Origin of the sequence: Rhodoferax sp. (genome assembly GCF_028689295.1) — a bacterium.
GTDB lineage: Bacteria > Pseudomonadota > Gammaproteobacteria > Burkholderiales > Burkholderiaceae_C > Rhodoferax.
The window spans coordinates 63,181-83,845 of the sequence record NZ_JAQTWL010000016.1 but is presented as its reverse complement, the minus strand read 5'-3'; the positions used below and the strand labels follow the sequence as shown (position 1 = coordinate 83,845).

The window sequence follows — 20,665 nt, the reverse complement described above, 5'->3', positions numbered from 1 at the left end:
TTCCAGCGCTCCCACATCAGAGCCTTCTGGCTATCAGAGTAGTAAATCCTGGGTCTTTGTTTCATCTGCAACACTCCTTCTGCTCATGCAGAATTTAAGGCGTTGCATCGACCGGTTGAATCCAAGGCCCAATCCGGTCATTCGCTTAGTCGAAAACACTGCCCGAAAGCCGCTATTCAAATTCCACCCGACAACCCCTGACGACCGCTATTAGGTGCCGTGAATCTCAAAGTGGCCGGAATGTTTCTACCAGAAATGGACATTGGTGACATATCCCCCATAGCTGACAATGGCCGGGCAAGTTTGAGCAATTTTTTTGTCTGCGCGCGGTAGCGCGATCTAAAGGAGGAAAAGAAAATGCCTAAGAACATCATCATCTTCTCGGACGGCACCGGCCAAGCCGGCGGCCTCAGACCGGACCAGAACCTGAGCAACATCTACAAGCTGTTTCGGGCATCCCGCACTGGCTCAGAAAGTCCGATCAATCCGACGGAGCAGATCGCGTTCTACGACGCGGGCTTGGGCACTGAAAACGATGAGGGCAAGATCCCATTCAGGCCGGTGCAGATGTTCCGTAAGATATGGAGCGGTGCCACGGGCACGGGCATCAGCCGCAACATCACCGATTGCTACGAGGCGATTCTCAAGCACTACGAGCCCGGCGATCGCATCTTCCTCTTCGGCTTCAGCCGTGGCGCCTACACCGCTCGGTGCGTGGGCGGCGTTATGTCCCTGTGCGGCTTACCCACGCACGCCGAGGACGGTAGTTCATTGCCCCGCTTCGGCAAGGGCCTGCGCAAGATCGCCGATGAGGCGGTCTCCCAAGTCTACGAGCACGGTTCGGGCAGCGACAAGCCCGAGCATAGGGAAGAGCGCATGGAAAAGGCCCGCCGCTTCCGAGCCAAATACGGCAGCGAAAACGACGTCGGCGAGTCCAACGTGGTGCCATATTTCATCGGCGTCTTCGACACGGTGGCTGCGCTGGGTGCTCCCGGATCGCGCCGACTCCTCATGTTCCTGGGCTTGGTCTCCTTTGTCGGATTGATCACCGCAGTGGCCGCAGGCATGGTTTCCATGCTGCCCTGGTTCAATTTCTGGCCGGTCTTCGGGACCTTCGTTGTCGCCATCGTGATCGCGCTGGCAGCCGACTACTTGAAGTCCAGCTTCAAGACGATCCACGATTTTCCCAACAAGGGCGACTTACGTTGGCACCTCGCGGCCTGGCGCTTCCGCTTTTACGACAACTCGCTGAACATGCGGGTGCGATACGCCCGCCACGCGCTATCCATCGACGAAACGCGCAAGGACTTCGCCCGCGTTCCCTGGGCTACCCCCGGAGACTGGCCGGCGCGGCCAGGCGAGCCGGAATGGTTGCAGCAGGTCTGGTTCGCAGGTAACCACTCAGACATAGGCGGCAGCTATCCCGAGGACGAGTCGCGCCTCTCGGACATCTCGCTGCAATGGATGGTCGAGCAGGCCAGTGGCTTACCCCACCCACTTCAGGTTGACCGGTCTAGGTTGCACATCTTCCCGGACGCCAAAGGCATGCAACACAGCGAGGTAGAGAGCATGCGCGACTCTTATCCCTGGCTCAGCCATCTTTTGGCCGAAAAGCTGCGTGAAGTAGATGTACAGGCGCCGTTACATCACACAGTCCTAGCGCGGTTTGCCCTGCCAAACGTCCTTCACCATGGCCTAGACCGGGAATACCGCCCCACCAATCTATCCAGCCACACGAAGCTGGCCCAATTCTTCAAACACGACCCCGAGGCATCGACCTAAAGGTCCCGCTGCTAAACGCGCAATTGCGAAAGGACACATTGCGATTCACAGCGATGTGTCGGATACTATGCGAGAAGAATAACGCGCGTTACAGGGAGGGATCTTATGATATTGACTGACAACGAAACCAAAGTTGATTTGCTCAACAACGAAGCGATTGCGACGACGATCATCGGGCTGTTGCGCGAGAAGCCGGATCACCCCGTCACGATCGGTGTCCACGGCGACTGGGGCGCCGGGAAGTCCAGTGTCCTGGAGATGATCGAAGCGGGATTCGCGGGCGACGATGACGTGCTCTGCCTCAAGTTCAATGGCTGGCGCTTCCAGGGTTTCGAAGACGCCAAGATCGCGTTGATCGAGGGCATCGTCACAGGTCTCGTGGAGAAGCGCCCGGCAATGACGAAGGCTGCAGGGACGGTCAAGGATGTCTTCAATCGCATCGACTGGCTAAAAGTTGCGAAGAGGACGGGTGGCTTGGCAGTGACCGCATTCACCGGCGTTCCGACGTCGGACCAGATCAGCGCTGTCGTCGGAACTCTCGAAGGGCTGTTCGCGGACCCAAGCAAAGTCGCGACGAAAGAAAACCTCACCGCCGCAATCGACGGTGTGAAGTCGATATTGAAGCCGGGCGAAACCAGGAACGTGCCGGAGGAGGTTGAAGCCTTTCGCAAGGCGTTCGACAGGCTCTTGAAAGATGCGGGCATCAAGCAGCTCATCGTGTTGATTGATGACCTCGACCGATGCTTGCCGGATACGGCCATCGAGACACTCGAAGCAATCCGGCTGTTCGTCTTCACCGCGCGCACAGCCTTCGTCGTTGCCGCCGACGAGGCGATGATCGAGTACGCGGTACGCAAGCATTTTCCCGATTTACCCGAAACCACCGGGCCGCGAGACTACGCGCGGAACTATCTGGAAAAACTCATCCAGGTGCCGTTCCGCATCCCGGCGTTGGGCGAAACAGAGACTCGCATCTATGTCACGCTGCTGCTGACGGGGGCCGAAATTGGTGACGATGACGAGAGCTACGCGAAGCTCATTGGTGTGGCGCGTGAACGCCTCAAAAGACCTTGGGAGAGCGCCGGTCTCGATGCCGCAACGGTCAAGGCCGCACTCGGGGCAAAGGCCGACAAGACCCACAACGCGCTTGCGCTCAGTGATCAGATCGGTCCGATCCTGGCGAGCGGCACCAAGGGCAACCCGCGTCAGATTAAGCGGTTCCTGAATACGCTGTTGCTTCGGGAGCGCACGGCAACGGCGCGCGGGTTTGGCGCGGACATCAGCTTGCCGGTGCTGGCGAAGCTGATGCTGGCCGAACGATTCATCCCCAGGCTGTTTGAACAAATCGCCTTCGTTTCGGCGGTTCATGTGAACGGTCTGTGCGAAGACATCGGCGCGCTGGAAAAGTGCATCGCTGCGGACAGCGCAAAAGCAGATGACAAGCCTGCGGCGGATGAACGAAAAGGTGCCAAACCGGGTGATGTGGTCGCTCCGCCTGGCGACAATGCAGTGCTGGTGGAATGGAAGTCATCGGAGACGATTCGCGACTGGGCGCGCGTTCAACCGTTCTTGACGGGGGTCGATCTGCGCCCTTATCTCTTTGTTACGAAGGACAAGAAAGACTACTTCGGTCCTGTGTCGGTTCTCGGACATCTCGCTGCCGTGGTCGAAAAGTTGTTCGGCGGAAAGATGTCGGTCCAGGCATACGAAGCCGAACTGAAGCAACTCGTGCAGCCCGAGGCCGACAAGGTGTTCGAGGCGGTACGCACGAAGATCATGGGCAGCGGTGCTTTTGAAACCATGCCCCCAGGTGTTGATGGGCTCGTCGTTTTGGTCAAGGCCCAGCCCGGCTTGCAAGGGAAATTGCTGGATTTCCTCGAAGGCTTGCCAACCAGCAAATGCGGCCCCTGGGCGGTTCGTGGGTGGCAGGGTGTCATCAAAGACACGGATGGTGTCGCGCGCCTGACGAAGCTGTTGAATGACTGGAGCAAGGTCACCAACAATGTGGGCCTCAAAGCCGCCGCAGAACTGGTGCTCAAAGACACAAAGGGAGTTCGCTAATGGGAACGTCGACAGCCTACGGTGGTCCCAGTGGCGGTACACCGCTTGTGCCTTCCTGGCTGGGTGGGGATGGTGGGGGTGTGCCTCCCGCCCCAACTCCGCCGGATGTCTCACCAAATGGAGACGGGGCTGCACCGTCTCCCCCTGCGGCGCCACCTGCGCCGCCGAACCGTCCAGCAATTCCTGCGGCGGCCGATCCCAGTAGATTCTCCGGCGCACGCAACAGCTTCACTCGTTTTGCCGGTTCGGGTGGCGGAGATCGCGCCAATCTCGGACGGGCGGTCTCACGCTACGTATCCACATCATCAGGCGGTGCGCGCCAGGCAGCGCAACGCATGGGTGCATCGCGAGGTGCCGGGGCGAGATTGCTGGGGTTTCTAGCCGATGCCCAAGTGCGCGGTGTACGCGAAGCGCTCCGGTCGTTGGACCTTGAAGCGCTCGCAGGTCGCCCCATCGCGGAGATTTTTGTCGGCCTTGCCGACTACATCTGTCCAGGGGCCGGCACAGTCGATGAAGGCATCGCGCGCGAAGCGTATATTGAGACCATCATCGAGTTGACCACCGAAGGCTTGACCGATCTTTCGACGTTCACGCCGGACCAAATGCAAACGGTTTTCGAGTTGTATGCGACGCATGCGATTGAAGCGAGGATTTGCAACGACATCGGAACGAAGGCGGTCACGATGCCGGCCGATGCGCAGGCAGCGCACCGCGTAGAAGCCCAGCTGCGTGATTTCATCCGTGGCGGGGTCAGCGATGCGCTCACCGCAGCTCGCGCCGCAACGCCCGACTTGACACCCGAGCGCATTCAGTCCTTCGTGGACACGGTGTATGAGTCCGCGTTCGCGATTCTTCAGTCTCTCGGCGAAGCGGAGGCGAACCAATGAAGCGACAACTGTTGGCAGGTAACTTCGGTCCTGACGATCGCACGTCTATTCCCACTGCGGCCGACGAGCAACTGACCCGGCTTGAAGTGGTGGCTGGTGAGAAGATGCTGGACCACGGAATCGGCGGTGCACTGACCAGTCTGAAGGCCCTGGGCGTCTTCCCATCGGAGATCGGTATTGATCTGCTGGTGGTCGCCGCACATGTCCACGCCGCAGACACGCGCATCTCCCGTGCGGAACAGTCTCAGGATTCGTGGACAAGAGAAATCCGCCTGGTCGTTCCCGTGAGTGACCCGGCGCGCTGGGGTGCTGCGACATCGACCTTGACGAAGGCCTTGAATTTTCTGACGGGCGATCAATGGACTATAGGCTTTCGGGCGCGGCCTGACCGGTTCGCGACTATTGCGAAGCAAGCACCGCCCAGTCTGCTGACACCGCCGTTTGATTCGCTGAGCCTGTTTTCTGGGGGACTGGACAGCTTGATCGGTGCCATCGATCTTCTTCACGCCGGATCGACCCCTTTATTGGTGAGCCACTTTGGCGAAGGCGCGACAAGTGACGCGCAAGGGAAATTGTTTGCGGGCCTGAAGAAGCAATACGCAAACTCGGCATTCGACCGATTGCGCGTCGGCATGACGTTCGATAAAGGCTTGGTAAAGGATGTCGGCTCGGAAAACAGCACGAGAGGTAGGTCGTTCTTGTTCTTTGCCCTGGGCGTATTCGCTGGCACAGGGCTTGGCAATGGCTTCGTGCTGAGGGTGCCCGAGAATGGTTTGATCGCATTGAATGTGCCGCTAGATCCTTTGCGACTCGGGTCAAACAGCACCCGTACAACGCATCCGTACTACATGGCGCGCTGGAACGAGCTGCTCACAGAGCTGGGGATCGATGGCCGTGTCGAGAATCCGTATTGGGACAAGACCAAAGGCGAAATGACCAAGGGTTGCGCCAACGGGCCATTGCTGCTCAAGCTCGCACCTGATGCCTTGTCGTGCTCATCCCCAACCAAAGGGCGATGGCACGGCCTTGGGATCGAGCACTGCGGATATTGTCTCCCCTGCCTGATTCGGCGCGCTGCTTTGGATAGCGCGTGGGGAGCCGGTAAAGACGAGACGACATACACAGTGTCCGACCTTCGCGCCCAAATACTGGACACCCGTGAGTCGACAGGAAAGCAGGTGCGCTCTTTTCAGTATGCGATCGCGCGTTTGCTTGGACACCCAGGCTTCGCGAATCTCCTCATCCACAAACCAGGGTCGCTTGCGGACGAAGTCGCGAGGCTGGATCAACTGGCGGATGTTTATCGGCGTGGCCTTGACGAAGTTGCGCGCCTGATCGATGGCGTGAGCACGAGACCTAGCTAATGTGGAGGCATACATGATCGCGACAAATGGTTTGGTGGACTTCCACTGCCATCTGGATCTATACCCGAATCATCAGGCTGCGGTTCAGGAATCGGAGGATGCTGGTGTGTTTACGCTTGCTGTGACGACAACGCCGAGGGCTTGGCCACGCAATCATGAGTTGGCGCAACGCACGCGACACGTCCGGGCGGCGCTTGGACTACACCCTCAGTTGGTAGCTGAGCGAGCGCACGAGCTTGATCTTTGGGATCGGTATCTTTCAGAGACCCGCTACATCGGTGAAGTTGGTCTCGACGCCGGGCCGCGCTACTACAGGTCATTTGATCTGCAAAAACGAGCCTTTCAGCATGTCTTACAGCGCTGTGCGGATACAGGAGACAAAGTCGTTACGGTTCACAGTATCCGGGCTGTGAAAGCTGTGCTGGATCATATCGAAGCTTACTTGCCATCCGCAAAAGGCAAGGTCGTGCTTCATTGGTTCACAGGCACTAAGGGAGAGGCAAAGCGTGCGCTCGACTTGGGCTGCTATTTCTCGGTCAACGCAGTGATGTTAATGAATGAGCGACATGCGTCACTTGTTGCGTCCCTCCCCCTTGATAGATTGCTGACCGAAACCGATGGACCATTCACAAAGACAGGTGATCGTCCTTCGAAGCCTTCTGATGTAACTCTGGTTCTGGAAGGGGTGGCACGTATCCATCAAACCACATCCTCTTCGATTGCCGCTGCAGTGAGGGATAACGTTCGAAGGATTTTGTTGCCTAGTGGTGATGGGATGTAATTAGTTGGACGTCAAATGGATTTCGTTTTGCACGGCTCAAGATTCAATGAATTGGATCTCTACATTGCAGTCATTCGTGTGCGACTGCAACTGGTCGATGGCGGGTGCCCACTTTGACGAAACGGTCGCCACAAAGCGGCCGGTCGAATCCTATTTGCCAGCGACTGCTACCGAGCAGGCAGATCGCAATTCTCTTAGACTGGAATCGCTGTAGTCCTGTCTCAGAGTTGCCCGCGGCCAATGTCAGCAATGCGGATCGGACGCCGCCAATTGAATGACGGCTTTATGGAACCTCGGCAGTGAAAATCTTTCTGCTGCCCGAAAGCTGCCACCCATGAGCACCCGCAATTAGTCGTCAAGTGCCACCCACACACAGCATCCCAACGACACGCAAATCCGGCATTCAGGCCGGAAAGTTCACCACAACCGACATCGATCACCAAGCAGTTCAATCACCTTTAGCAACTGAACAAAATCAGCGTCAGTTCAACGTTATCGACAATCCTTACCTCACGCAGGCTCCGGCACGCTGGGCAGCCCCGCCAGCGCCATGGCCAGTTCGGCCTCGTCGTAGTGCTCGTCGGTCAGTTCACCGGCAAAGTACTTCTGGTACGAGGTCATGTCGAAGTGGCCGTGGCCGCAAAGGTTGAACAAAATGGTCTCGGCCTTGCCCTCGGCCTTGCAGCGCAGCGCCTCGACAATGGCGCCCTTGATGGCGTGGTTGGCTTCCGGGGCGGGCACGATGCCCTCGTTTCGGGCGAACAGCACGCCTGCCTCGAAACACTCGACCTGGTTGTATGACACGGCTTCCAGCAGGCCCAGTTGCTTGACGTGCGACACCATCGGCGCCATGCCGTGGTAGCGCAGGCCGCCGGCGTGAAAACCGGGCGGCGTGAACTGGCTGCCCAGGGTGTGCATTTTGGTCAGCGGCGTCATGTGGCCGGTGTCGCCGAAGTCGTAGGCATATTTGCCGCGCGTCAGCGACGGGCAGGCCGCCGGCTCGACCGCCACAATGCGCGGCTTGGGGCCACCGCGCAGGCCGTGGCCAATGAACGGGAAGGCGATGCCGGCAAAGTTGGAGCCGCCACCGGTGCAGCCCACCACCACGTCGGGCCAGGCGTCGGCCATTTCCATCTGCAGCATGGCTTCCTGGCCAATGATGGTCTGGTGCAGCAGCACATGGTTGAGCACCGAGCCCAGCGCGTATTTGGTGTCGTCGCGCTGCACGGCCAGTTCCACCGCTTCCGAGATGGCAATGCCCAGGCTGCCGGGGTGATCGGGGCGCTTGGCCAGCACCGAGCGGCCATAAGCGGTCTCGGTGGAAGGCGAGGCAAAACAGCGCGCGCCATAGGTTTCCATGACAGCGCGGCGGTAGGGCTTCTGGTCGTAGGACACACGCACCTGAAACACCTCGACTTCCAGACCGTAAATCTGGCCGGCAAATGCCAGCGAGGTGCCCCACTGGCCGGCCCCGGTTTCGGTCACCAGGCGCTTGATGCCGGCCTCCTTGTTGAAAAAAGCCTGCGGCACCGCGGTGTTGGGCTTGTGGCTGCCGGCCGGGCTGCCGCCTTCGTATTTGTAATAAATTTTGGCCGGCGTGCCCAGCGCTTTTTCCAGGCGATGGGCGCGAAACAGGGGGGCTGGGCGCCACAGTTGAAACACTTCGCGCACCGGCTCGGGGATTTCAATCTCGCGCTCCAGGCTCACCTCTTGCATGATCAGGGCCATCGGGAACAGCGGCGCCAAGTCATCCGGCCCCACCGGCTTCATGGTGCCGGGGTGCAACACCGGGGGCAAGGGCTTGGGCAGGTCGGCCTGCAGGTTGTACCAGAACTTGGGCATCTGGTTTTCGTTCAAAAGGTACTTGGTTTGCTGGCTCATATCGGCTCCTGAGAAGTTACAAATAACGCTTGCCTGAAGTATGCCTTCGATCCGCTCGACCGCGCCCAGGACAAGCGCCCGGGTTTACCCTCAAAACGTCAGTGTTTTGACCCCAGCGGCGGTACCCAACAGGCAAATCTGCGCTTTTTGCAAGGCAAACACACCCACCGTCACCACGCCCGGCCACTGGTTCACCTGCGTTTCGAAGGCCAGCGGGTCGCTGATTTGCAAGCCGGTGACATCGACCAGATACTGGCCGTTGTCAGTCACCAGAGGCGAGTCATACCTTAGCCGCAGTTGCGCGTGTGCGCCCATGGCGGCAAATTGGCGCATGACGCGCTGCGCCGCCATCGGAATGACTTCCACCGGCAGCGGGTATTTGCCCAGCGTTTGCACCAGCTTGGACTCGTCGGCAATACAGACAAACTGGCGCGACTGGGCTGCCACAATTTTTTCGCGCGTGAGCGCCGCACCGCCGCCCTTGATCATGTAGCCCTGATGGTCGATCTCGTCGGCGCCGTCGATGTACACCGCCAGTTCAGCCACGTCATTGGCATCAAAGACCCGGATGCCCAAGGCCTGCAAGCGTTCGGTACTGGCCACGGAGCTTGACACCGCACCCTTGATCTGGTCCTTGATGCTGGCCAGCGCATCGATGAATTTGTTGACCGTGGAGCCGGTGCCCACGCCCACGATCTCGCCGGGCACCACATACTTGAGCGCAGCCTGACCCACCAGGGTTTTGAGTTCGTCTTGTGAAAGTGTGGCCATCGTGGAATCCTTGTGCGGGTTGATCGGGGAAAATACCTGAAACTTGATGGAATTATCCAATGGCTCTTGTCCCCTACGCCCTCACCCGTCCCTTTTTATTCAGCCTGGACCCCGAAACCGCCCACGAGTTAACGCTGCATTCGCTGGCGCGCACTCAGGGCAGCGCCTTGAAATGGGCCTACGCCAGCGGGCGCGTGAACGATCCTGTGAAATTGGCTGGATTGACCTTCCCCAACCGCGTCGGCATGGCCGCCGGGCTGGACAAAAACGCACGCTGCATCGACGGCCTGGGCGCCATGGGCTTTGGGTTTGTCGAGGTCGGCACCGTCACGCCGCTGGCCCAACCCGGCAACCCCAAGCCGCGCATGTTCCGCCTGCCACAGGCGCATGCGCTGATCAACCGGCTGGGCTTCAACAACGACGGACTGGCTGCTTTTATTGCCAACGTCAAGCGCTCCAGGCTATATCAGCAACGCCAGGCAAAAGCGCCTGACGCCTCGCCCATGCTGCTGGGCCTGAACATTGGCAAAAACGCCCTTACGCCCATCGAGCGCGCCATTGACGACTACCTGACCTGTCTGAACGGGGTTTATCCGTTTGCCGACTACGTCACGGTCAACATCTCCAGCCCCAACACCAAGAACCTGCGCAGCCTGCAGAGTGATGAAGCGCTGGATGGCTTGCTGGGCGCCATTTCCGAGCGACGCGAGGCGCTGGCCCAAAAACATGGCAAGCGCATCCCGATCTTCCTCAAGATTGCACCCGACCTCGACGCGGATCAGATCAAGGTGATCGCCCAAACCCTGAAGCGCTACGGCCTGGACAGCGCTGGCAAAGTCAACAACGCCTGGGGCGTGGTGGCCACCAACACCACGCTGAGCCGCGAAGCCGTCAAGGGCCTGGCGCATGCCGATGAGGCCGGCGGCCTGTCGGGCGCGCCCGTGTTGGCCATGAGCAACCAGGTGATCAGCCAGTTGCGCGCCGCCTTAGGGCCACAGTTCCCGATCATCGGTGTCGGCGGCATCATGAGCGCCGACGATGCCGTGAGCAAAATCAGGTCCGGCGCCGATGTAGTGCAGATCTACACCGGCCTGATTTATCAGGGGCCAGGCCTGGTCAAACAGGCCGCAGCCCTGATCAAGAAGACTTTTTAATTGGGGTCAGATTCCAATTGTTTTGCCACCATGTCAGCAATGGCCAGGCAACTGGTCAGCCCGGGTGACTCGATGCCGAACAGGTTGACCAGGCCCGGTACGCCGTGGTCGCGCTGGGTCTGGATCATAAAGTCGCGCGCGGGCTCACCCGGGCCGCTGATCTTGGGACGGATGCCGGCATAACCGGGCAGCAGTGCGCCGTCTTGCAAACCTGGCCAATACTTGCGCACCTCGGCGTAAAAACCGTCGCCCCGCGCCGGGTCCACCGTGAGGTCATCCGATCCATCGACCCACTGCACATCGGGGCCGAATTTGGCCTGACCGCCCAGGTCGAGCGTCAGGTGCACCCCCAGCCCGGCGGCTTGGGGTACCGGGTAGATCAGGTGCGAAAAAGGTGCCCGCGTGGCCAGCGTGAAATAGTTGCCCTTGGCGTAAAACGCTTGCGGCACAAACTGCGGGTCCAGGCCGGCAAACCTCGCGGCCAGCGCTGGCGCTTGCAAACCCGCCGCGTTCACCACGGTTCTGGCCTGCAAGCGGGTGCCGTCAGCGGCATGCAACTCGATCGCTGATGGCCCGACAAGCGCGCCCTCCAGCGGTGAATTGGGTGCCAGCACACCGCCCGCGTTTTCCAGGTCGCCCAGCAGCGCCAGCATCAGGCCATGGCTGTCGAGAATGCCGGTGCTGGGCGACAACAGAGCGGCCTCGCACACCAGCTGCGGCTCGATCTGGCGTGCCTCTTCAGCGCTCAGCATCACCAGATCAGCCACGCCGTTGCGCCGTGCCTGCTCGGCAATGCCCTGCAACTGCGCCACTTGCGCAGAAGTGGTCGCCACGATCAGTTTGCCGCAACGGCGGTGGCTGATGCCGCGCGCCTGGCAGTAGTCATACAGCAGCGCCCTGCCCTGCACACACAACACGGCCTTGAGCGAACCCGGTGCGTAATAAATGCCGGCGTGAATCACCTCGCTGTTGCGCGAACTGGTGCCTGTGCCGAAAGCGTTTGCCGCCTCGAGCACCAGCACCTCACGCCCTTGCAGCGCCAGCGCGCGCGCCACCGCCAAGCCGACCACACCGGCACCCACCACCACACAATCCACTTGATCCATCTGTTTTCTCCGGGTCCAGTCCTGCATTTTTCCAATAAATCAGTTTAACCAGGCTGTTCATGACACCCCGGGCGTCGGTAAAATACAGGGTTTCTACCAGTGACCAAAAGGTCACTTTCACAAACCACCACAGGACTTTGTCATGTCACTCTTCTCCGCTGTCGAAATGGCCCCGCGCGACCCGATTCTGGGCCTGAACGAACAATTCAACGCCGACACCAACCCCGCCAAGGTGAACCTGGGCGTGGGCGTGTACTTTGACGACAACGGCAAACTGCCTCTGCTGGGCTGTGTTCTGGCGGCTGAAAAAGCCATGATGGACGCCCCCAAGCCGCACGGCTACCTGCCCATCGACGGCATTGCCGCCTATGACGCCGCGGTCAAGGCGCTGGTCTTCGGCGCTGACAGCGAGCCCGTCACCTCGGGCCGTGTCGCCACCATTCAGGCGCTCGGCGGCACCGGTGGCCTTAAGGTGGGCGCCGACTTTTTGAAGTTTCTCAACACCGGCGCCAAGGTGCTGATCAGCGACCCCAGCTGGGAAAACCACCGCGCCCTGTTTACCAATGCCGGCTTTACCGTCGAGTCCTACCGTTACTACGATGCGGCCACCCGCGCCCTCGACTTCGACGGCATGCTGGCCGACCTGAATGCGGCCCCTGCCGGCACCATCGTGGTGCTGCACGCTTGCTGCCACAACCCCACCGGCTACGACATCACCCCGGCCCAATGGGACCAGGTGATTGCCGTGGTCCAGGCCAAAAATCTGGTGCCGTTCCTCGACATGGCCTACCAGGGCTTTGGTTATGGCCTGAAAGAAGACGGCGCCGTGATCGGCAAGTTTGTCGCTGCCGACCTGTTGTTCTTTGTCGCCACCAGCTTCAGCAAGAGCTTCAGCCTCTATGGTGAACGCATCGGCGCCCTGAGCGTGGTTTGCGCCAGCAAGGAAGAAGCGGCCCGCGTGCTGAGCCAGCTCAAGATCGTGATCCGCACCAACTACAGCAACCCGCCGACCCATGGCGGCGCCATCGTGACCACGGTGCTGAGCACCCCGGCGCTGCGCGCGCAGTGGGAAGCCGAACTCGGCGAGATGCGCGTGCGCATCAAGGCCATGCGGCAAAAGCTGGTGGATGGCTTGAAAGCTGCTGGCGTCAAGCAGGACATGAGCTTCATCACCCAGCAAATCGGCATGTTCAGCTACTCCGGCCTTTCCAAGGACCAGATGGTTCGCCTGCGCAATGAGTTCGGCGTCTATGGCACCGACACCGGCCGCATGTGCGTGGCTGCCCTGAACAGCAAGAACATCGACTACGTCTGCGCCAGCATTGCCAAGGTGATGTAAGGCCGCTGGTCTTGAAAACCGTCAACCTGATGGGTGGGGGCCGGGTCGGCCAGACGCTCGGGCGCCTGCTGGCGCAGGATGGGCGCTACCAGGTGCAGGATGTGTTGACGCGCAGCGCAGCATCGGCCCAACAAGCCGTTGATTTCATCGGCAAGGGGCGCGCAGTGGTGCACATGGCAGACCTGCGCCCGGCAGATCTGTGGCTGCTGGCGGTGCCAGATGACCAGATTGCGCCGGTTGCTTCGGACTTGGCAACTTGTGAAGGCCTGACTCCCGCCACGGTTTTTCATACCAGTGGCGCCATGCGCGCCGAACTGCTCAAACCCTTGCAGGACATAGGCTGGCACGCAGCCAGCGTCCATTGCCTGCTCAGCTTTGCCAGCCCGGTAACAGCGCTGGAGCAATTTGCCGACACCCCCTGCGCGCTCGAAGGTGATGCTCAGGCGCTGGCTGAACTGCGCCCTCTTTTGACCCGTCTGGGCGCCCAGTGTTTTGCTATCCGCTCAGAAGACAAACTGCTCTACCACGCCGGGGCCGTGTTCGCCACCAACTTTTTGCCCGTGCTGCAAGACCTGGCCGAGCAGCTTTGGCAGCACACCGGCATGCCGCCACGCCTGGTGCAGCACCTGCGCGCCAGCCTGCTGCAAAACGCCATCAACAACATCGTCAAGCTGGGGCCGCAAGCCGCCTTGACCGGACCGGCATCCCGGGGCGATACCGCGCTGCTGGCAACACAGGCCAAAGCGGTGCGGGACTGGAATGCCAGCGCCGGCCTGGCGTACCAGGCGCTGAGCGCTTTGGCCGGGCAACTGGCACTGCGCAAAAAGCCCACTGAATGATCGGCTATCACAGAAAGTGTCAGCAAGTCAAGCCCCGTGAACGTTTATCATGCGGTGCGTATATAACGTCAATCAGACAGCAGTCGTGGCAGTGCAAGACCTGTTATATTGCACTGCAACATTTTCTTCAAAGGTGAATTCCCGTGCTCTACAAATTCTACGAAACCCAACGTTCTTTGATGGAGCCTTTCACCGATCTGGCGCAGTCAGCTGCCAAGGTGTACGCCAACCCGCTGTCCTTGTTCGGCCAGCATCCCCTGTCGCAACGTATTTCTGCGGGTTACGACCTGCTGCACCGACTGGGCAAGGACTACGAAAAGCCGGAGTTCGGCCTGCGCACGGTGGATGTGGATGGCGTTGAAGTCGCCATTCATGAGCGCATCGAGCTCAGGAAACCGTTTTGTGAACTGCGCCGTTTCAAGCGCTTTACCGACGATGTTGACACCCTGACCAAGCTCAAGGACCAGCCTGCCGTGCTGATCGTGGCCCCGCTGTCGGGCCATTACGCCACGCTGTTGCGCGACACCGTCAAAACCATGCTGAAAGACCACAAGGTGTATGTCACCGACTGGACCAACGCCCGCCTGGTGCCGCTGTCAGAGGGCCATTTCAGCCTGGACGACTACATCAATTACGTGCAGGAATTCATCCGCCATGTGCAAGGCCGCTACGGCAACTGCCATGTGATGAGCGTCTGCCAGCCCACCGTGCCGGTGCTGGCCGCGGTGTCGCTGATGGCCAGCCGGGGCGAACTCACGCCCCTGAGCATGGTCATGATGGGCGGCCCGATCGACGCGCGCAAATCGCCCACGGCGGTCAACAACCTGGCTATGAACAAGAGCATCGAGTGGTTTGAACACAATGTGATTTACCGCGTGCCGACCCGCTTCCCGGGCGCCGGACGCAAGGTTTACCCCGGCTTTTTGCAACATTCCGGGTTTGTCGCCATGAACCCCAGCAACCATGCCAGAAGCCACTACGACTACTTCAAGGACCTGGTCAAGGGCGACGACACCAGTGCCGATGCCCACCGCAAGTTTTATGACGAGTACAACGCCGTGCTCGACATGGATTCGCATTACTACCTCGACACCATCAAGGTCGTGTTCCAGGAATTCAACCTGGTCAGCGGCACCTGGGACGTCAAGGGCGTTGACGGAAAGATTGAGCGCGTGCACCCGGAAGACATCCACAACACAGCGCTGCTGTCTATCGAAGGCGAACTCGACGACATTTCGGGCTCCGGCCAGACCGCTGCGGTGCACACCATTTGCACCGGCGTCAGCAAGGAAGACCAGCGCCACATTGAGGTTGAAGGCGCCGGTCACTACGGCATCTTTGCCGGCCGTCGCTGGCGTGACGTCGTTTACCCACAGGTCAAGGACTTCATTCTGGCCTACCAACCCAAGCCGGTCGCCGCAACCCCGGTGATGCAGGCCAGCCCGGCCCCGGTTCTGACCAACCCCGAGCCCGTGCAGCCAGCAGCGGCACCTGCCTTTTCCATGCCCAAAACAACGACCGAAGCCAAAATCCAGGTGCTCAGCCCGGCCATCAAACCGGCCCCAAAACCGGTAGTCAAGGCAAAGAAATCACCAATCAAAACCAAGCCGCGCAGCAAAGCTGCAGCGCCCGCAATTGCCAGTCAAGCGGCTGGCGGCAAAGCCGTTGCCAGCGTGGCAGAAGCTGCCAAACCGGCACGCAAGCGGCCGACCCAACGCCACGGATGAAGCCCGGCGCCGCCGAATTTTTGGCGGTGTTGCCGCAAACGCAGTGCACGCGCTGCGGTTATCCGGACTGCGCGGGCTACGCGCAGACCCTGCACGAAGGCAAGGCGGACATCAACCAGTGTCCGCCCGGAGGCGCTGAAGGGGTGCGGCGCCTGGCAGCCTTGAGCGGGCGCGCAGCCAAACCACTCAATCCTGACCACGGCCTCGAGGTGCCGCGCACAGTGGTTTTTATCGACGAGACCTGGTGCATCGGCTGCACGCTGTGCATCAAGGCTTGCCCGGTCGATGCCATTGTGGGCGCCAACAAGCTGATGCACACGGTCATCGAGCCTTATTGCACCGGTTGTGAGTTGTGCCTGCCGGTGTGCCCTGTCGATTGCATCGAGATTGAAAATGTCAGCGGTGAAGCCACGGGCTGGGCCGCCTGGTCCCCCGCGCTGGCTGAGCAAGCTCGTCAGCGTTATGAATTTCATGTCCTGAAGCAACAGCGTGAAGCGCTGGAGAACGATCAAAAGCTCGAAGCCAAAGCGCTGCTCAAGCTGTCAGACCTGGCGGCCCATTCGCAGCACACCGACCCGGCGATTCTGGACAAAAAGCGCGCTGTGATCGAAGCGGCGCTGGCCCGGGCACGCGCCAAACGCGGTCAAACCCTGTAGGAGGCCCACCTCGGGCCGATGGCTGTTGGGGTTCACTCGCGGCGAAGGCACCGCTCCCACAGGACGCTCAAACCGCCAGTTTGGCAAAGGCCACCACCACCTCGGGCGGCGCCTGCACCATCTCGATCAGCACGCCTTCGCCGGCAATCGGAAATTCATCGTTGGCTTTGGGGTGCAGAAAGCAGATGTCAAACCCTGCCGCACCCTTGCGAATGCCGCCGGGCGCAAAACGCACACCTTGCGCCGTGAGCCACGCCACCGCTTTAGGCAAGTCGTCGATCCACAGGCCCACATGGTTCAGAGGCGTGGCGTGCACGGCGGGCTTTTTGTCGATGTCCATGGGTTGCATCAAATCGACCTCGACCTTGAACGGGCCGACGCCCATGGCGCAAATGTCTTCATCGACGTTTTCGCGCTCGCTCTGAAACGTGCCGGTGACCTGCAAGCCCAGCATCTCGACCCACAGCTTTTGGAGCCGCGCCTTGCTGGTGCCGCCAATGGCGATTTGCTGGATGCCCAGCACTTTAAAGGGGCGCTGGCTCATACAAACTCCACGATCGGCTGATCCACCATCAGGCTTTCACCCTTGGCGGCCAGCACCTTGCCAACCACGCCGTCAGCCGTGGCAAACAGCACGTTTTCCATCTTCATGGCCTCGATCACCGCCACGCGCTCGCCGGCCTGCACCTTCTGGCCCACCTGCACCGCCACATCCACCAGCAAGCCGGGCATGGGTGAAAGCACATAGCGACTCATGTCGGGCGGCGCCTTGAACGGCATCAGGGCGTGCAGTTCGGCCATCCGCGGTGAGATCACCAGCACGTCCAGGCGTGTGCCGTTGTGCTGAACGCGCAGCGCCAGCGGGTTCTTGGGCGTGCCGCGCTCGACCTGTGCGGTAAAAGGCGAACCGTTGACCGTGCCGGTGATGCACACGTCATTGAGCCGCGAATCGCTGCTGATTTCATAACTGCTGGCACCCAGCCTGACGCGCGCTGAACCGGTCCGGCCAACGAACTCATCGACATGCACCGGGGTGTAGGCATTGGTACCATCCTCGCCCAGGGTTACCACCACGTAATCGCTGCCCGCATTGACGGCATAACCCGGCAACTGGCCGCTGATGCTGGCGGCACGCTCGCGCGATTTGCGTCGCACAAACGCGGCCAGCGCCAGCATGAAATGCGGGTCTTCGTGCGGCACGTCTTCGGCCTTGAAGCCGTGGGCGTAGTTTTCGGCAATGAAGTTGGTGTTGAAATCGCCCGCGACAAACTTGGGGTGCGCCAGCAAGGCGGCCTGGAAGGGAATACTGCTGGAAATGCCGCGAATCACAAAGCCGTTGAGCGCTTCACGCATCTTGGCAATCGCATCGAGCCGATCGACGCCATGCACGATCAGCTTGGCGATCATCGAGTCGTAATACATCGGGATCTCGCCGCCGTCCTGCACGCCGGTGTCCACGCGCACGCCAAACCAGTCTGTCGTGTTGGCCTGTGCCATGGTCTGTGCGGGCGGCGAGAAGCGCACCAGGCGGCCGGTGCTGGGCAAAAAGTTGCGATAGGGGTCTTCGGCGTTGATGCGGCATTCCATCGCCCAACCGTTGCGCTTGACCTCGGCTTGCGTGAAGGGCAGTTTTTCACCGGCGGCCACCCGAATCATCAGTTCCACCAAGTCCAGGCCGGTGATGCACTCGGTCACCGGGTGCTCGACCTGCAGGCGCGTGTTCATTTCCAAAAAGTAAAAGCTCTGGTCCTTGCCGACGACAAATTCCACCGTTCCCGCGCTCTGGTATTTCACCGCCTTGGCCAACTGCACGGCCTGCTCGCCCATGGCTTTGCGTGTCGCATCGCTGATAAAGGGCGAAGGCGCTTCCTCGATCACCTTCTGGTGGCGGCGCTGAATCGAGCATTCACGCTCGTTGAGGTAAACCACGTTGCCGAAGCCGTCGCCAATGAGCTGGATTTCGATATGGCGCGGCTCTTCGACAAACTTCTCGACAAACACGCGGTCGTCGCCAAAGCTGTTGCGCGCCTCGTTGCGGCAACTGGTATAGCCCTCGAAGGCTTCCTTGTCGTTCCAGGCCACGCGCAAGCCCTTGCCGCCGCCACCGGCGCTGGCCTTGATCATCACCGGGTAGCCGATACTCTGGGCAATCTCAACCGCATGTTCAGCCGTTTCGATAGCGCTGTTGACCCCCGGAATGCAGTTGACACCAGCGGCGCCGGCCAGCTTTTTGGACTCGATCTTGTCGCCCATGGCCGCCATGGAATAGTGCTTGGGACCGATGAAGACAATGCCCTCCTCTTCGACCCGCTTGGCAAACTCGGCGTTTTCACTCAGAAAGCCGTAGCCCGGGTGCAGCGCCTGGGCGCCAGTCTTTTTGCAGGCGGCAATGATCTTGTCGCCCACCAGGTAGCTCTCGCGGCTCGGCGGTGCGCCGATGTGCACGGCCTCGTCAGCCAGCAGCACAAAGCGCGCATCCTTGTCGGCGTCCGAGTAAACAGCCACCGTTTTGATGCCCATTTTTTTGGCCGTGGTAATGACGCGGCAAGCGATCTCGCCACGATTTGCAATCAGGATTTTGGTAAACATAGAGGTCTCCTATTCGGGAATCAGTTTTTGTGCTTTGTGCAGGCCAACCCAACCAGCCGATTCAGGATCGGGCTGCCTGGGCGTTTTGCGCAGGTAAAGGAGGAGGCCGCAGGCCGGGGGACACGAAGCAAAGCGCCCGGGCAGCCCGCTCCCGCCCAAGAACAGCGAAGTCAATGTCTTCATGTCTTGGCTTACAAGGGGATGTTCCCGTGCTTGCGCCACGGGTTTTCCAGTTTCTTGTCCTTGAGCATGACCAGGCTGCGGCAGATGCGCTTGCGGGTCTCGCTGGGCAAAATCACATCGTCGATAAAGCCGCGCGCGCCCGCCACAAACGGGTTGGCGAAGCGGGCCTTGTATTCGGCCTCCTTGGCTGCCAGCTTTTCAGGATTGCCCTTGTCTTCGCGGAAGATGATTTCCACCGCCCCCTTGGCGCCCATCACCGCGATCTCGGCGTTGGGCCAGGCAAAATTCACATCACCTCGCAGGTGCTTGGAACTCATCACGTCATAGGCGCCACCGTAGGCTTTGCGCGTGATCACGGTTATTTTCGGCACGGTGCATTCGGCAAATGCATACAGCAGCTTGGCGCCGTGCTTGATGATGCCGCCAAACTCTTGCGCCGTGCCGGGCATGAAGCCTGGCACATCGACAAAGGTGATCACCGGGATGTTGAAGGCATCGCAAAACCGCACAAAACGCGCCGCCTTGATGCTGCTCTTGATGTCCAGGCAACCGGCCAGCACCAGCGGCTGGTTGGCCACAATGCCCACCGTCTGGCCGTCCATGCGGGCAAAACCGATCAGGATGTTTTTGGCATATTCGGGTTGCAACTCGAAGAAATCACCATCATCGACCGTTTTGAGGATCAGTTCCTTCATGTCGTAGGGCTTGTTGGGATTGTCTGGCACCAGCGTGTCGAGACTGTGCTCCATGCGCCCTGCCGGGTCGCCGCTCTGGCGCACCGGGGCCTTTTCGCGGTTGTTGAGCGGCAGGTAGTTGTAGAGGCGGCGCAGCATCAAAAGCGCCTCCACATCGTTCTCGAACGCCAGGTCGGCAACTCCGCTCTTGGTGGTGTGACTGATGGCACCGCCCAGTTCTTCAGCCGTCACTTCCTCGTGCGTCACGGTCTTGACCACTTCGGGACCGGTGACAAACATGTAGCTCGAATCTTTCACCATGAAAATGAAGTCGGTCATGGCGGGCGAATACACCGCGCCACCGGCTGACGGCCCCATGATCATGCTGATTTGCGGCACCACGCCGCTGGCCATCACGTTGCGCTGGAACACATCGGCGTAGCCACCCAGACTGGCTACGCCTTCCTGAATGCGCGCGCCGCCCGAGTCGTTGAGGCCGATCACCGGCGCGCCCACTTTCATGGCCTGGTCCATGATCTTGCAAATCTTCTCCGCATGCGCTTCCGACAAGGCACCACCAAACACGGTGAAGTCCTGGCTGAAGACAAACACCAGGCGACCGTTGATCATGCCGTAGCCGGTCACCACGCCGTCGCCGGGAATCTTGTTGTCCTGCATGCCGAAGTCCGAGCAGCGGTGCTCGACGAACATGTCCCATTCTTCGAAAGTGCCCTCGTCGAGCAGCACCTCCAGCCTCTCACGGGCGGTGAGTTTGCCTTTCTTATGCTGCGCGGCGATGCGATTCTGGCCCCCACCCAAGCGGGCGAGTTCACGCTTTTTTTCCAGTTGTTCAAGGATGTCGTGCATGGTT

16 protein-coding genes are annotated in these 20,665 nt (G+C 60.2%); 10 read left to right on the top strand and 6 right to left on the bottom strand.

The annotated features are described in order from the left end of the window. The first annotated feature begins 357 nt into the window (after positions 1-357). The 5 genes from PHF15_RS13290 to qatD all read left to right on the top strand — a co-directional run bounded on the left by PHF15_RS13290 (position 358) and on the right by qatD (position 6,875). Positions 358-1,782 carry a DUF2235 domain-containing protein gene (locus tag PHF15_RS13290; RefSeq protein WP_300121759.1) on the top strand — a complete coding sequence of 475 codons (1,425 nt, stop codon included), beginning with the start codon at positions 358-360 and terminating at the stop codon, positions 1,780-1,782. 105 nt (positions 1,783-1,887) lie between these two features. Then, positions 1,888-3,843, top strand: coding sequence for a Qat anti-phage system ATPase QatA (gene qatA, locus PHF15_RS13285; RefSeq protein WP_300121758.1), 1,956 nt, complete (start codon positions 1,888-1,890; stop codon positions 3,841-3,843). Further along, complete coding sequence (gene qatB / locus PHF15_RS17020; RefSeq protein WP_366520616.1) at positions 3,843-4,730, top strand: Qat anti-phage system associated protein QatB; 888 nt, start codon at positions 3,843-3,845, stop codon at positions 4,728-4,730. Before qatA ends, qatB begins: the two co-directional genes overlap by 1 nt. Further along, positions 4,727-6,094: a Qat anti-phage system QueC-like protein QatC gene (gene qatC, locus PHF15_RS13275; protein WP_300121754.1), complete on the top strand. Its 1,368-nt coding sequence runs from the start codon at positions 4,727-4,729 to the stop codon at positions 6,092-6,094. Before qatB ends, qatC begins: the two co-directional genes overlap by 4 nt. A 13-nt stretch (positions 6,095-6,107) precedes the next feature. Continuing rightward, positions 6,108-6,875, top strand: a complete 768-nt coding sequence (gene qatD / locus PHF15_RS13270; protein ID WP_300121753.1) for a Qat anti-phage system TatD family nuclease QatD — start codon at positions 6,108-6,110, stop codon at positions 6,873-6,875. Between the two features lie 510 nt (positions 6,876-7,385). Here qatD and PHF15_RS13265 read toward each other — a convergent pair. Both PHF15_RS13265 and rpiA read right to left on the bottom strand, forming a co-directional pair. After that, positions 7,386-8,756, bottom strand: coding sequence for a TrpB-like pyridoxal phosphate-dependent enzyme (locus tag PHF15_RS13265; RefSeq protein WP_300121752.1), 1,371 nt, complete (start codon positions 8,754-8,756; stop codon positions 7,386-7,388). Positions 8,757-8,846: 90 nt separating this feature from the next. After that, complete coding sequence (gene rpiA, locus PHF15_RS13260; protein ID WP_300121750.1) at positions 8,847-9,527, bottom strand: ribose-5-phosphate isomerase RpiA; 681 nt, start codon at positions 9,525-9,527, stop codon at positions 8,847-8,849. Positions 9,528-9,586: 59 nt separating this feature from the next. Between rpiA and PHF15_RS13255 the strand changes: the two genes are divergently transcribed. Further along, positions 9,587-10,681: a quinone-dependent dihydroorotate dehydrogenase gene (locus PHF15_RS13255; protein ID WP_300121748.1), complete on the top strand. Its 1,095-nt coding sequence runs from the start codon at positions 9,587-9,589 to the stop codon at positions 10,679-10,681. Here PHF15_RS13255 and PHF15_RS13250 read toward each other — a convergent pair. Beyond that, positions 10,678-11,787 (bottom strand): NAD(P)/FAD-dependent oxidoreductase, encoded by a 1,110-nt coding sequence (locus tag PHF15_RS13250; RefSeq protein WP_300121747.1) that lies wholly within the window; start codon positions 11,785-11,787, stop codon positions 10,678-10,680. The two genes, PHF15_RS13255 and PHF15_RS13250, sit on opposite strands and share 4 nt — an antisense overlap. A 142-nt stretch (positions 11,788-11,929) precedes the next feature. On the opposite strand from PHF15_RS13250, the gene PHF15_RS13245 reads away from it, so the two are divergent. The 4 genes from PHF15_RS13245 to rsxB all read left to right on the top strand — a co-directional run bounded on the left by PHF15_RS13245 (position 11,930) and on the right by rsxB (position 16,348). Further along, the gene (locus PHF15_RS13245) at positions 11,930-13,126 is read left to right on the top strand and encodes an amino acid aminotransferase (protein WP_300121745.1); all 1,197 of its coding nucleotides are present in this window, start codon (positions 11,930-11,932) and stop codon (positions 13,124-13,126) included. Positions 13,127-13,137: 11 nt separating this feature from the next. After that, complete coding sequence (locus PHF15_RS13240; RefSeq protein WP_300121744.1) at positions 13,138-13,965, top strand: Rossmann-like and DUF2520 domain-containing protein; 828 nt, start codon at positions 13,138-13,140, stop codon at positions 13,963-13,965. Positions 13,966-14,108: 143 nt separating this feature from the next. Then, a complete protein-coding gene (gene phaZ, locus PHF15_RS13235; protein ID WP_300121743.1) occupies positions 14,109-15,692 on the top strand; it encodes a polyhydroxyalkanoate depolymerase in 1,584 nt (527 codons plus the stop codon). Further along, complete coding sequence (gene rsxB / locus PHF15_RS13230) at positions 15,689-16,348, top strand: electron transport complex subunit RsxB (RefSeq protein WP_300121742.1); 660 nt, start codon at positions 15,689-15,691, stop codon at positions 16,346-16,348. The genes phaZ and rsxB overlap by 4 nt, the downstream gene beginning before the upstream one ends. A 67-nt stretch (positions 16,349-16,415) precedes the next feature. Here rsxB and PHF15_RS13225 read toward each other — a convergent pair whose 3' ends face one another. From PHF15_RS13225 to PHF15_RS13215, 3 genes are all read right to left on the bottom strand, one after another. Then, the gene (locus tag PHF15_RS13225; RefSeq protein WP_300121741.1) at positions 16,416-16,892 is read right to left on the bottom strand and encodes a VOC family protein; all 477 of its coding nucleotides are present in this window, start codon (positions 16,890-16,892) and stop codon (positions 16,416-16,418) included. Beyond that, the gene (locus PHF15_RS13220; protein ID WP_300121740.1) at positions 16,889-18,937 is read right to left on the bottom strand and encodes an acetyl/propionyl/methylcrotonyl-CoA carboxylase subunit alpha; all 2,049 of its coding nucleotides are present in this window, start codon (positions 18,935-18,937) and stop codon (positions 16,889-16,891) included. Before PHF15_RS13220 ends, PHF15_RS13225 begins: the two co-directional genes overlap by 4 nt. A 191-nt stretch (positions 18,938-19,128) precedes the next feature. Continuing rightward, on the bottom strand, positions 19,129-20,661 hold the full coding sequence (locus PHF15_RS13215; protein WP_300121739.1) for an acyl-CoA carboxylase subunit beta: 1,533 nt from the start codon (positions 20,659-20,661) through the stop codon (positions 19,129-19,131). Positions 20,662-20,665: the final 4 nt, after the last annotated feature.